Source organism: Kamptonema sp. UHCC 0994 (assembly GCF_029167235.1).
Lineage (GTDB): Bacteria > Cyanobacteriota > Cyanobacteriia > Cyanobacteriales > Microcoleaceae > Kamptonema.
The window spans coordinates 1-12,549 of the sequence record NZ_JARFTR010000279.1 but is presented as its reverse complement, the minus strand read 5'-3'; the positions used below and the strand labels follow the sequence as shown (position 1 = coordinate 12,549).

The window sequence follows — 12,549 nt, the reverse complement described above, 5'->3', positions numbered from 1 at the left end:
CGGTCAAAGAACCGCCAGGATGGCGGCGTTACGTAATTGTTTAAGTCCTACGTTAACTAATCACTGCCTAAAAGAGTAGCTAACAAAGCTTTTTGAGCGTGCATTCGATTTTCGGCCTCATCCCAAACACGCGATCGCGCACCTTCAATCACCGCATCCGTAATTTCCTCATCCCGATGTGCCGGCAAACAATGCAGTACGATCGCATCCTTATCCGCCAACTCCATCAACTTTTCATTCACCTGATAAGGCTGAAAAACGGGAATCCGCATTCTCGCTTCTTCTTCCTGGCCCATACTTGCCCAAACATCAGTATAAACCACTTGCACGCCTTGCATCGCAGTTGCCGCATCCGTAGTAATCATCACTTCCGTTTTCCCCTTTGCGATCGCCTTTGCTTGCTGCACAATTCCCGCATCTGGCTGATAGTCACTAGGAGTAGCAATCCTGACATTCATACCTACCATTGCACATCCCAACAGCAGAGAATTAGCCATATTATTGCCATCTCCAAAATATGCTAAAGTCAGCCCTTCAAAACTACCAAAACACTCTTTAACCGTCATCAAATCCGCTAAAACTTGACAAGGATGTTCCAAATCAGTCAGTGCATTAATCACAGGAATCTTAGCGTAATCAGCAAACGTTTCTAAATCCTTATGTTCAAAAGTTCTGATCGCCACAATATCAAGATATCTGTCTAAAACCCGCGCCGTATCAACCAAAGGTTCCCCACGACTTACTTGCGTTACATTCGGATTTAAGTCAATAACTTGACCTCCCAGTTGATACATTGCCACCGAAAAACTCACCCGTGTTCGAGTAGAAGCCTTAGAAAAAACTAGCCCTAAAACCTTATTTCGTTGTAATTTTAACATTCCCGACTTCAGGTTTGCTGCCAGATCCAGCAGATAGTTTAATTCCTCAAAACTTAAGTCTGCCAGACTTAATAAATCCCGCCCTTTTAATGTATCCATCCTTGCCCTCAAAATATAATTGTTTAGGGAATTACCCACAAATTACGTAACGCCGCCCTCTGGGCGGTTTAGTTACCGCCTGGAAGGCGGCGTTACGTAACAAAATCACAACTGTTGAATTGCCCGATCGATCTTCTCACAACCTTCTTCAACTGTTTCAACAATTGCCAATTGACCGCGCAATTCCCCAGCATTCGCGAAACCCTTAGCATACCATGTTAGATGCTTACGTGCTTGACGGATACCGCTCTCGCCCTTATATTCCCACAACGCCCGCAAATGTTCCTTAGCACATTCCAAGCGCTCAATTGGTGTCGGTAATATCTTTTCCATTCCAGTTTTTAAGAAATAATCAATCTCTCCCACTAAAAATGGATAACCCAAAGTTCCTCGCGAACACATCACACCATCCGCGCCCGTTTCTGCTAAACAATTGACCGCCGCTTCCACAGAAAAAATATCCCCATTAGCAATCACGGGAATCGAAAGAATTTCCTTAACGCGGCGAATCCATTCCCATTTTGCGGGGCCATTGTAACCTTGAGCGCGAGTGCGACCGTGTACAGTAATCATCTGTGCACCTGCATCCTGCATCCGCTTGGCAAATTCCAAAATAGTAATTTCTTTATCTGACCAACCAATCCGGGTTTTAACAGTAACAGGTACGTTCACAGCTTTAACAACTGAACGCACAATTGCCTCTGCATTTTCGGGATCTCGCAGTAAAGAAGAACCGCCACCATTTTTAGTGATTTTGTTAACAGGACAGCCCATATTGATATCAATTGTATCCGCTCCTTCTTTTTCGGCCATCACCGCCGCTGCTGCCAAAAAATCGGGCCGACAATCAAATAATTGAATGCTAATCGGGCGTTCATTAGGGTCAACTTCCATAATTCTTGGCAGTTGCTTAACGTAATGCAGTCCAGTCGCATTTACCATCTCGGTATACATCATCGATTCTGGTGCGTAGCGACGTACTAAGCGACGAAATACTAAGTCTGTAACACCGGATAAGGGCGATTGTAAGACGCGGCTTTTGACTTCAAAAGAGCCAATTTTTAGAGGTGTTGCTAACCTTTGTTGTAATTCAGGAGATAAGACAGGCATGATCTATTGTAAGTTATAGCTAGGGGTTAGGGGCTAGAGGCTAGGGGAAGAGGGAAAAAGAGGGAATAGAATCAATGGTTTCAGCCATGAGCGAGTTTCCTAATCGTTTTGGCGGTTGCTATACTTATAATATCAATATTATATCTTAATAACTTGCGACATAGTGGAATAAGATTTTATTTTTAATAATGTATGATGCTCTCTACAATCAAAAGTGCCGTAATGCGATCGCTTGAGAGCGATCGCACCTTCTCACCCCTAACTCTCACCCTCACCCACCGCCAGCAATTGCTGAAAATCCAATATAGAAGGAATCGCGATCGCTTCCCTCAGCAAACGGCGCAACACAGACACATCACCTATCCCATTAATAGCTTCCCTCACCTCTAAAGGCACAATTTCAAACCGTGCCTCTAAGATTTCAAGCACATTATCTCGAAAGGTTTGCAAGGCTCCTCGCTCAATACCCTCTTCCATTGCCATCTCTTCAATCTGACTCAAAAAACGCATCGATCTATCCTCCTGATAACGCCTCAAATCATTTTTAAATTGCTGTTCTAACTCTACTGGCAACCTCATCATTCTATCAATAAAACGGAACAAATCGACCACCCGATCTCTACTATAACCCCTCTAAAATAAACTCCTCACCAAACTCCACTTCCACAACTTCCTCTCCTGCGGTAAACCCCGCGTCGCCTGCGTCTTCAAATGAGCCATCACCAGCACAGCAAAAGGATTTTCACTACTCTCCAAACTCTGCCATTGACTTTCATAATCTAATAGTTTCGCAATCGGAAACTCCAGACTCACCCGACAACCACCCAAAGCATAGCCGTAACCAGATGGCCGCCAAGATGCCTGCTCATCCCCCAACACTGCTAAACTAATTACTGACCGCTCATAGCGATCGAAAGTCCTGTAATTATACTGATACATCCGCTTAGCAAAGTCGGACTTAACTTGGCTCTGTACCTCCACATGAATCAACACCCATGCTTCTTCCCCATCTCGCAGCCACACCTGAAACAACTTATCAGCAAAACGCTTTCCTGAGTCCCCCTCCCCAACAATCTGTTGCAATTCTTGCTCCAGAGATTGAGGCGGAATGCTCCAATCAATTAATTCATGAACTTCGGCGAAAAAAAATGCCAAAAATGCTTCAAAATAGATATCTAGTGCCTGTTTCCAAGCTCCGTCAAAATCAGCTTGTGGTTAGTTCACTCTAACTCCTATTCATTAAGCTATTGCTTTAGATCACCCATCCATAATAAAATAAAGAAATGGACTCAATTCAACTCACTGGAATTCGCTGCTACGGATACACTGGCTATCTCCCAGAAGAACAAGTCTTAGGTCAATGGTTTGAAGTTGATGTTACTCTCTGGCTAGACTTATCCAAACCAGGAAGCAGCGACAAAATAGAAGACACTCTTGACTATCGCACTACCATAGCCACTGTTAAGCAGCTAGTCAAAACCTCTAAATTTGCCTTAATAGAACGCCTAGCAGATGCAATTGCCCAAGAAATATTACAGCAGTCTTCTTTAGTACAAAAAGTTAAAATTAATTTATCAAAACCCGCCGCCGCTATACCAGATTTTGGCGGCAAAATCACCATAGAAATTACTAGAACTAAAAACAGTTAATAGTTAACCGTTAACCGTTAACAGTTAACCGTTAACAGTTAACAGTTAACCGTTAACTATTACCACTTCAAGAGATTAAACTCTTCCATGTCAACCGTATCGCGGTTGCGGTAAATAGTCAGCACAATTGCCAAACCCACCGCCGCCTCAGCAGCAGCAACAGTCAGCACAAACACCGTGAACACTTGACCCTTAATATGTACCGGATCTAGGAAATTAGAAAATCCCATCAAATTGATATTAACAGCATTGAGCATCAGCTCAATTGACATCAGCACCCGCACTGCATTTCGGCTAGTAATCAAACCGAAAATGCCAATACAAAACAGGGCAGCACCTAGTAACAGAAAATACTGGAGTTGTAGCTGCATAAAATTCTCTATCCTCTCCCATTAAAACTACTAAAAACTACAATAGTAACGCCACCCTACTAAAGATTGTTTAATCGCTATTAGGGCAGCATTACTATTATTTTCTGACATCTGATGAACTACCATCGCCAGATACAGAAACCAATTCGCGAGGTCGCTCCGCCAATGTTAAAACAGGTTGCTTAGGTGTCTGTCCCGCTATTTCATCCGGCAAGTAGTCGCGGCGAGCTAAAATAATAGCTCCCACCATTGCCATCAATAAAAACACAGAGGCTAGCTCAAATGGTAGCAAAAAGTCAGTAAAGAAATGCTTGCCAATTACTACAATAGAGCTCTCACCCGCAGGTAAGGTTGCTGTTGAAATAGCCCAGGGTGTTGATAATACCATTGTTCCCAAAAGTGCAAACAATGCTACACAAACTACAGCAGTTGCAGCTTTTCGTACCCAAGCATTGGGAATAGTTCGGAAATCCTCTCGCTTGTTTACCAACATAATTGCAAACAAAATCAAGACGTTAACAGCTCCCACGTAAATCAAAACTTGGGCCGCTGCTACAAAGTCAGCATTGAGCAAAAGGTAAATTCCTGCAATGCTCATAAACACTCCAGCTAATAAAAAAGCTGAGTAGACGATATTAGAAAACAGCACTACACCCAAAGCTGCTGCAATCATCATTACGGCCAACAGGCCAAACGAAACAATCTGAACCCCTTCTGCTAAATTCACAATTTAGTCCCTAATGCGTAATTGTTAGTGGTTAGTGGTTAATTGTTAGTTGTTAGTGGTTGATTGGTAAAATTGGTAATTGTCGATTATTGATTGTTGATTATTTTTTCTACTAACAACAATCATCAACAATCAACAACTAACCACTAACAACTAACAAACAACTAACTTGTTTTTTCTGCATTTTCCAGAATTTCTTCTGGGCGCAAACCAGCACGGCGATCTGTATACGCGACTTCGTGCGGATCGCTGACACCTTTCGGTAAATAAGCAAATTCTCGCATTGGCGAAACCATCGGATCGTCTGTAACTTTGTAAGGCAATCTGCCTAAAGCCACATTGTCAAAGTTTAATTCGTGGCGATCGTAAGCTGCCAGCTCATATTCTTCTGTCATCGACAAACAGTTTGTCGGACAATATTCCACGCAGTTACCGCAGAAGATACAAACTCCGAAATCAATACTGTAGTGCTTGAGTTGTTTCTTCTTAGTTTCCTTGTTAAATTCCCAATCCACAACAGGTAAGTTTATAGGACAAACTCGTACACAGACTTCGCAGGAAATACACTTATCAAATTCAAAGTGAATTCTGCCCCGAAACCGCTCTGAGGGGATGAGTTTTTCGTAAGGGTACTGCACTGTAATCGGACGGCGGCTCATGTGGTCAAAGGTGACAGATAGCCCTTGACCGATATACTTAGCGGCTTGCAGACTATCTTTGGCGTAATCGCTAACTTGTTTGAGGAATTTTAGCATCGTGTTCTCTCTTTGAAGGAAGAAGGAAGAAAGAAAAAGGAAGAAGAAGGAAGGAAGAAGTATGAAATTTAATACTTCACACTTCATATTTCACACTTCTTGCTTAGCCGCCAAAGGCAAAGGGGAAGGTAAGTTTTAAAGCTGCTGTTAACAGTAGATTTACTAGAGAAACTGGTAATAAAAACTTCCAGCCGAGGTCTAGTAACTGGTCAATACGAACTCGCGGGAGAGTCCAGCGCAATAGAATTGCTAGAAACAGTAATAAGTAAGCTTTCAGCAAAGTCATTGTGATGCCGATAGTGCCTGTAATTACTTGCAACCAGGGAGTTGTATCGCTAACTCCCAGTAAATTTCCCAGCAGTTCTACGGGAATTGGGCAATTCCAACCGCCCAGATATAACACTGCTACTAACAGGCAAGATAGGAGGAGGTTGACATAGGAAGCGATGTAGTACAAGGCAAATTTCATGCCTGTATATTCAGTCTGGTAGCCGGCGACTAATTCTTCCTCAGCTTCGGGGAGGTCAAAGGGTAAGCGTTCGCATTCTGCCAGTGCTGCTATCAAGAAGATGATGAAACCGGCAGGTTGTCGCCAGAGATTCCAGCCGAGAATGCCGTAGCCAGATTGTTGTTGCACGATGTCGATCGTGCTGAGGCTATTGGACATCATCGCGATCGCCAATACAGACAATGCGAGGGGAATTTCGTAACTAATCGACTGGGCGGCGGCTCTGAGTCCACCTAAGAGAGCATATTTATTGTTGGAGGCATAGCCAGACATCAGCAACCCAATCGGCTGAATGCTAGACAGGGCAATCCATAGAAAAATAGCTGTCCCTATATCGGCGATTACCAAATTTTGTCCAAAGGGAACGATTAAGTAGGACAGAAAAACTGGAATCACGACTATAATCGGGCCCAATGTAAATAACAATGGGTCAGACAATGCGGGGACAATATCTTCCTTGAAAAGCAGTTTCAAGCCGTCGGCAAGGGGTGCGAGCACTCCGAGAGGCCCGATGAATTCTGGCCCGATGCGCTGTTGGGCGGCGGCGGAGATTTTCCGCTCTAGCCAGACGGCGACGAGTAAGCCAACGGAGGCACCTAGAAGCACCACTAACATCGGCAGTGGTAGCCACACCAGTTTGGCTAGATCCCCTGGCAAGCCCAAATTGGTTAGGGCTTGTACAAAACTTCCTTGTAAGTCTATTCCTGCATTCATTTGGCCAGCTTCAGACTCATCACATATAATTTTGAACTGTTGCGCCACAAGCCTTGCACTACTTGAGTGGTCTTGCTTGCGGAACTTCTGTAAAGATTTTGTAATGCTTTACCGCCTAACAGTATACCGTCCCAAAGCGTAGGCAAACGCGAGCAACTGTGAAATTATACTTATCGCTAGGGACTAGGGGAAAGAGGGGCTAGGGGTTAGGGGCTAGGGGCTAGGGAAGAAGGGGAGCGGGGGAGAGGAGGAAACTCTTTCCCCAATTAGCAATTAGCAATTACCAATTAGCAATTACCAATTACCAATTTAACTCCGTTTCTCAATCGGCGTGTAGGGAACTCCGTGTTCGCCTGTATAGATTTGAGTCGGGCGGTAGATGCGGTTTTCGTGTAGTTGTTCTCTCCAGTGGGCTAGCCATCCCGCCACCCGCGCGATCGCAAACACCGGCGTAAACAAATCTATTGGAATCCCCATTTTCCGGTAAACCAAACCTGAGTAGAAATCTACATTCGAGTAAATTCCTTTGTGGCCTAGTTTTTCCTCTACGACTTCCTCTAATTTGAGGGCGATATCGTAATATTTATCATGGCCAAATTTCTCAAACAGTTGTTCTGCCAATCCCTGAAGAATCGTTGCTCTGGGGTCTTTGACTTTATAGACCCGGTGCCCAAAACCCATGATTTTCTGTTTGTTTTCAACACACTTTTCTACAAATGGTCGCACGTTTTCTGGGGAGCCAATTTCTTCGAGCATATCAATTACTTCTTCATTAGCTCCCCCATGCAGCGGCCCTGCTAGGGTTCCTACTGCTGAAGCAACCACTGCATAAGGGTCTGTTAGGGTGGAAGCTGTTACCATTGCCGAAAATGTAGAGGCATTGATTGTGTGTTCGGCGTGGAGGGTGAGGCAAACGTCAAAAACGTAAGCTGCGAGAGGATCGGGTTCCCGCTCGTTGAGCATATACAGGAAGTTGGCAGAGTAATCCAAATCATCCCTAGGTTGCACGGGATCGTTGCCTTTTCGCATTAACTGAAATGCCGCTACCATTGTGGGAATTTTGGCTAGCAGCCTTACTACCGCTTCCCGGACATATTCTTGATTTGGCAGAGCTCGACGGGAATAGAATAAGCCCAAGGCGGCGGCGGAAGCTTGCAGAGCGTCCATCGGATGACCCGTTTCTGGGAAACATTTCATCATGTCCCGAATGCGGTATTTGATGCGCCTGTGATAACGAATTTCGTGCTCAAAGGCTGTGAGTTCTGCTTGTGTTGGCAGTTTTCCCCATATTAATAAATATGAAGTTTCCAGAAAGGAACTTGTGCCTGCAAGTTGTTCGATACTGATCCCCCGATATTCCAGCAAGCCGTTTTTTCCATCGACGTAGCTAATGCTGGACAAGGTAGCGGGTACACCTTCTAAACCTGGCTTGAAATCGCCGATGACAACCATGAGATTACCCTTTGTGCGAGCTGAACCTACTCAAGTTACATTACCAGAAAGTTTTGTGGTGTCGCCTATTTAACAAGTGTTATTTTACAGGTTTCAGGAGTGAGCCTGAATTGGTCGATCGCTTTACCCCTGTCAAAAGGGGGGCTAAGATCCGAGTAAGAATTTGGGTGGGGTAAGCCAAAACATTTGGCTCCGACTTACTGGGGAGCCTGTTTGGGGGAGGATGATGCCGATGATGCCTGCTTTTTTTAGGATTATGGCATCTCGCGATTCGCCCCAGAGTAATATTTCGGCCCAGTTGGCTAAATCTGGCTGGTGCCCAATGAGGGCTAGGCTAGTTCCACCGTTAATTTGCCATTGCTGATACCAGTCTAGCCAGGTTTGGATGTCTCCTTCGGGGGCTAGGGCGGGGGATTGTTCTATTTGGGAACTTAAACCGACTGATTGTAGGATTTCGGCTGTGGCTTTGGCTCGTGTCAGGGGGCTGGTAAGGATGAGGTCGAAGTGAAGGCCGAGTTCGAGGAGGCGATGGGCTATTTTTTTTGTTTTGCGATCGCCTTCTTTGGTGAGGGGGCGATCTTCGTCGGTTGGCCAATCTTCGCGATCGGCAGCTATGCCATGACGGATGAGGTAAAGTTCTGTATTAACCATAGGAGAAAGAAGAAGGAAGAAAGAAGAGGGAAAAGGCAATAAGTTTATCGCTAACCAAAGTTAATAATACTGCGGATTGAAATTTTACTCACTATGTGGTATTAAATTACTATATTTTTTACCTAAAAAATGCTATAGAGTGTCTATCTTTGTCGCTACTTTTGCTTAAAAACCACCAAAGTAATATCATCATAAACTTTTTGTGTACCAATGTGCAGGCGGAGGTCAGCGATCGCAGCTTGCCGAATTTCAGTTGCCGTGAGTTGCCAATTTTGTTTAACAACTTCTATCAAGCGCTGCAAACCATATTGCATTTTTTCTAGATTGTTGGCCTCGGTAATGCCATCAGTATAGAGCACTACTACATCTCCTGATTTTAGTTGCACATTAACCGAGCGTAAAAAAACAGAAATATCAGCTTCTAAGCCAATAGGAAAACCTAGAGTTTCCGTGTCAATTATCTCCACAAACGGCTCGCAATCAATACCAGAACGCACGATAATTATGTCTTCATGTTGACCACTAAAAGTAAGAATACCACGATCGTAATCTAGCAAAGAAAGACTCAGATTTTTATCAGAATTCATCCGCTGCGCGTTCTCATAAATTATGTGATTTATGGTATTTAAAATTTTCTCAGAATCGGTTTCATTATTAGCTAACAATGTTCGCAGTGCTGTTTGTACCATAATCATTAACACTCCGCTTTCCAAACCGTGTCCAGTGACATCTCCGATGCTGATTTTGATGCGACCATTTTTCCGAATAATATCATAGTAGTCTCCGCCAACTTCGTCGGCGGGTTCCATAAATCCTGCGATATCTAATTCTGGAATTTGACTGAGTTCTTCTGCTTTCGGCAAAATCATTTGTTGTAGTTTCTGCGTCACTTCTAACTCCGCGCTCATGCGGATATTTTCAGCTTTTAGACGATTGTTAAGTGCGATAATTTCCTGATTGGCTTGGGCGAGTTCGGCGGTACGGTTTACTACTTTGGCTTCGAGGGTATCAAAAGATTCTTTCAATTGGTGACTCATATGGTTGAAAGCGGTAGCGAGGGCACCAACTTCATCTTTACTGTGAACTTTTACGGTCTGATTAAGTTGTCCTTCGGCGATCGCTTCTGCCCCCACTAACAATTCTGCGATCGGGGAAGTTAGCCGCCGCGCCATCCACCACCCGATACTTACTGCTAATGGTAATGTTGCCAAAAATGCGATCGTAGCTACGTTTCTCGCCTGAATTTCGCTCTGAAGCACCCCAGAAGCATCCAGTTCGATCGCCAGTACACCTTCCCGCCGCCCCATCGCGTCCACAATGGGTGCGTAACCAGATAAAATCGCTTTTCCAGCTTGGTTTTGCATCAGGGTATTTTCTACCATCGGCCGGGAAATATTGCTCAAACCACCTTTCAACAGAGGTGTCAACTCCGTTAGGGTTTCGCCGACAGTGGCATTCGGGTTTGGCGGCGGAGAATAATCTATTACATAGACGATGCTGCCGTTGGTCTGCTGGCGAAGGGTATAAATTCGCTTGATACCTTTGGTTGCTGCTTGAAAGACTTGGAGGCGCTGTCGGAGGAGCTGATAGTAAGGGCGCTGCTGATCGCTGTAGGTAACGACAAGGGAATGGTAGTCGCTATCCATTTGGGGGGCGGCGAGGCTGACAAGATCGAGGAGGCGATCGCGTATGGCGTGAAGTTGGGCTTTCCGCAAGTGTAGGTAAAGGTTTGCTGTCAATACTCCAGCAACGAGCACAATCAATACGGAATACGCGGCGGTGAGTTTAGTGCTTAATCCCCAACCCCGCTGTTTTTCTCTGGTAAGTTTGAAGTTTTTCAATTAATTAAGTAGATAATGCTTTTAATTAGCAATTAGCAATTAGCAATTAGCAATTAGCAACTAGCAATTAGCAATTAGCAATTAGCAATTGGCAGCATTATTTATGGATACAAGCCAAGGGAAGCTCGGTAAGCAGCACGTTGCTTCTCTCTTCCCATTTTATTAGTAATTTCTTCCCACCCATTATTGATTTTCTCTATTGTTTCGCCCCTGGTAATTTTGCCGGCAAGAAAATCCGCAATGCTTTTATCTAAAACTTCTCCTTGATAAAGATTGTTCTCAGGAATTCGTAGGTCTAGTACAATATTGGGACTTCTGAGACTAACACCGATCGCACCAAGATACTTACTAGCAGCTTCAAAACTCATACCTGCTTTCAACCAGGGTTCCCGATTAGTAAACTGGGAGGTGCGGTACGGATTAAAACCTGTCACTCCAATGGTTACATCGATATTGGCTTGAGCTGGTTGGCTGAGGTAGGAGATGAAAGCGTAACCTGCATCTTTATTTTTGGGAGGGGCGGCGTTGTTAATAGCTCCTACCCAACCACCGAAAGCTGCATAAGGAGCATGATTGACACCGTTAATAGCAAAAGGACAAGTAAGTTTGTCACAAGGTATTAATTTGCCAGTGGTGCGATCGAGCACTTTTTTGGTTCCTGGTAAAATGACTGCTCCTACTTTATCTTTGACTTTGGAGTTAGGTGCGATCGCTAAGGTTCCAGTATCCCCCCAGTCCAAGGTTAATGCACAGCGACCAGCAATAAAGGTATCGCGAGCCTGTTCTAGGTCAAAATTCAACTCGTCAGGCGGGCCGTACTTTACTGTTTCACTGTATATGTCTAAAGCGGCGGCTACAGCTTCGTTTTTGACTAAGGGTTTCATTGTATCTGGATCGAAAAATGCGCCTTGCTGGGTTCCCTGACTTTGGAGAAAGGAAGTGACAACAGACCAAAACATCCAGTGGGATTGGGCATTGGACTTTTTAGCAGTGCAGGAACCGTAATCGGGAGTGCTATCGTTGTTTAAGTCGCGGTTATGAAACTGTTTCGCGATCGCTAGATAGTCTTCCCAAGTTTCCGGCGGATTGAGATTTGCTTTTTCTAGTAAGTCTGTTCGGTAGTACACCATCTGAAAGTCTCCGTCTAGGGGAATGGAGACAATTTTGCTTTGATAAGTGGAACTGAAGTCGCGGAAAAATGGGGCGATGTCATTCCAATCAATAGCAGTGTCAGCCGCGACTCGCTGAGTTAAATTTTCCAGATATCCAGATGTGGCATAGTCCACCATCCATTGAGGGGGGAAGACAATGACATCATATTTTTTAGTTCCTTGACTTAAATCCTGGTTAATTTCTTCATACAATTTACCAAAGGGAACGGTGACAATTTTAATTTTTGCTCCTGTAAGCTTTTCAAATTCGGGGGCTCGCCGTTGAAGGGGTTCTGCAATCTGTGGGCGATCGCGAGTCACTACGGTAATGGTTGTGCCATCAAAGCGGGTTACGGGAACCTTAGAATTGCTAGTAGAATTGCTAGTAATAGATGGTTGAGGGGTAGTTTTTGTAACTCTTGGCGCTTGACAGGCGGTGGTTATTCCGCACCACAAAGTAGCTAACCCAATTAAAATTTTTCTACTTTTTTTCTGCTGTTGTAAATGGTTTGTGGTTTTAGGTTGCATTTATTAATTCCTTGCCTACTTTGCTAGGTACGCAAACTGTTTGTAACGCCGCCCTCTGGGCGGTAAAGATACCGCCCAGAGGGCGGCGTTACGTGAGTGCATAAGTGTTGAAGTA

11 protein-coding genes and 1 pseudogene are annotated in these 12,549 nt (G+C 44.5%); 1 reads left to right on the top strand and 11 read right to left on the bottom strand.

Going from position 1 to position 12,549, the window contains the following annotated elements; genetic code table 11:
* Positions 1-56: 56 nt before the first annotated feature.
* From argF to PY364_RS24815, 3 genes and pseudogenes are all read right to left on the bottom strand, one after another.
* Positions 57-977 (bottom strand): ornithine carbamoyltransferase, encoded by a 921-nt coding sequence (argF, locus tag PY364_RS24825; protein ID WP_275570377.1) that lies wholly within the window; start codon positions 975-977, stop codon positions 57-59.
* 105 nt (positions 978-1,082) lie between these two features.
* Positions 1,083-2,087 carry a tRNA dihydrouridine synthase DusB gene (gene dusB / locus PY364_RS24820; RefSeq protein ID WP_007353470.1) on the bottom strand — a complete coding sequence of 335 codons (1,005 nt, stop codon included), beginning with the start codon at positions 2,085-2,087 and terminating at the stop codon, positions 1,083-1,085.
* A gap of 258 nt (positions 2,088-2,345) precedes the next feature.
* A pseudogene (locus PY364_RS24815) lies at positions 2,346-3,260 on the bottom strand (transposase).
* 110 nt (positions 3,261-3,370) lie between these two features.
* Here PY364_RS24815 and folB point away from each other — a divergent pair.
* Complete coding sequence (gene folB, locus PY364_RS24810) at positions 3,371-3,736, top strand: dihydroneopterin aldolase (RefSeq protein WP_275570376.1); 366 nt, start codon at positions 3,371-3,373, stop codon at positions 3,734-3,736.
* Positions 3,737-3,795: 59 nt separating this feature from the next.
* Here folB and nuoK read toward each other — a convergent pair whose 3' ends face one another.
* From nuoK to PY364_RS24770, 8 genes are all read right to left on the bottom strand, one after another.
* Positions 3,796-4,107, bottom strand: a complete 312-nt coding sequence (gene nuoK / locus PY364_RS24805; RefSeq protein WP_275570375.1) for an NADH-quinone oxidoreductase subunit NuoK — start codon at positions 4,105-4,107, stop codon at positions 3,796-3,798.
* 97 nt (positions 4,108-4,204) lie between these two features.
* Positions 4,205-4,834, bottom strand: a complete 630-nt coding sequence (locus tag PY364_RS24800; RefSeq protein WP_275570374.1) for an NADH-quinone oxidoreductase subunit J — start codon at positions 4,832-4,834, stop codon at positions 4,205-4,207.
* Positions 4,835-4,998: 164 nt separating this feature from the next.
* Positions 4,999-5,589, bottom strand: a complete 591-nt coding sequence (gene ndhI / locus PY364_RS24795; protein ID WP_275570373.1) for an NAD(P)H-quinone oxidoreductase subunit I — start codon at positions 5,587-5,589, stop codon at positions 4,999-5,001.
* A gap of 103 nt (positions 5,590-5,692) precedes the next feature.
* Entirely contained in the window at positions 5,693-6,811 is a 1,119-nt protein-coding gene (gene nuoH / locus PY364_RS24790; protein ID WP_275570372.1) for an NADH-quinone oxidoreductase subunit NuoH, read from the bottom strand.
* A gap of 309 nt (positions 6,812-7,120) precedes the next feature.
* Positions 7,121-8,263 carry a citrate synthase gene (locus PY364_RS24785; protein ID WP_275570371.1) on the bottom strand — a complete coding sequence of 381 codons (1,143 nt, stop codon included), beginning with the start codon at positions 8,261-8,263 and terminating at the stop codon, positions 7,121-7,123.
* A 144-nt stretch (positions 8,264-8,407) separates the two neighbouring features.
* Positions 8,408-8,914, bottom strand: coding sequence for a phosphohistidine phosphatase SixA (gene sixA / locus PY364_RS24780; RefSeq protein WP_275570370.1), 507 nt, complete (start codon positions 8,912-8,914; stop codon positions 8,408-8,410).
* A gap of 155 nt (positions 8,915-9,069) precedes the next feature.
* Positions 9,070-10,755 (bottom strand): SpoIIE family protein phosphatase, encoded by a 1,686-nt coding sequence (locus PY364_RS24775; RefSeq protein ID WP_275570369.1) that lies wholly within the window; start codon positions 10,753-10,755, stop codon positions 9,070-9,072.
* 101 nt (positions 10,756-10,856) lie between these two features.
* Positions 10,857-12,434 carry an extracellular solute-binding protein gene (locus PY364_RS24770; RefSeq protein ID WP_275570368.1) on the bottom strand — a complete coding sequence of 526 codons (1,578 nt, stop codon included), beginning with the start codon at positions 12,432-12,434 and terminating at the stop codon, positions 10,857-10,859.
* Between the last annotated feature and the right edge of the window lie 115 nt (positions 12,435-12,549).

Bases quoted from the DNA above. Each gene is read 5' to 3' on its own strand.
- argF (WP_275570377.1), bottom strand. From the start codon at position 977: ATGGATACATTAAAAGGGCGGGATTTATTAAGTCTGGCAGACTTAAGT.
- dusB (WP_007353470.1), bottom strand. From the start codon at position 2,087: ATGCCTGTCTTATCTCCTGAATTACAACAAAGGTTAGCAACACCTCTA.
- folB (WP_275570376.1), top strand. From the start codon at position 3,371: ATGGACTCAATTCAACTCACTGGAATTCGCTGCTACGGATACACTGGC.
- nuoK (WP_275570375.1), bottom strand. From the start codon at position 4,107: ATGCAGCTACAACTCCAGTATTTTCTGTTACTAGGTGCTGCCCTGTTT.
- ndhI (WP_275570373.1), bottom strand. From the start codon at position 5,589: ATGCTAAAATTCCTCAAACAAGTTAGCGATTACGCCAAAGATAGTCTG.
- nuoH (WP_275570372.1), bottom strand. From the start codon at position 6,811: ATGAATGCAGGAATAGACTTACAAGGAAGTTTTGTACAAGCCCTAACC.
- PY364_RS24785 (WP_275570371.1), bottom strand. From the start codon at position 8,263: ATGGTTGTCATCGGCGATTTCAAGCCAGGTTTAGAAGGTGTACCCGCT.
- sixA (WP_275570370.1), bottom strand. From the start codon at position 8,914: ATGGTTAATACAGAACTTTACCTCATCCGTCATGGCATAGCTGCCGAT.
- PY364_RS24770 (WP_275570368.1), bottom strand. From the start codon at position 12,434: ATGCAACCTAAAACCACAAACCATTTACAACAGCAGAAAAAAAGTAGA.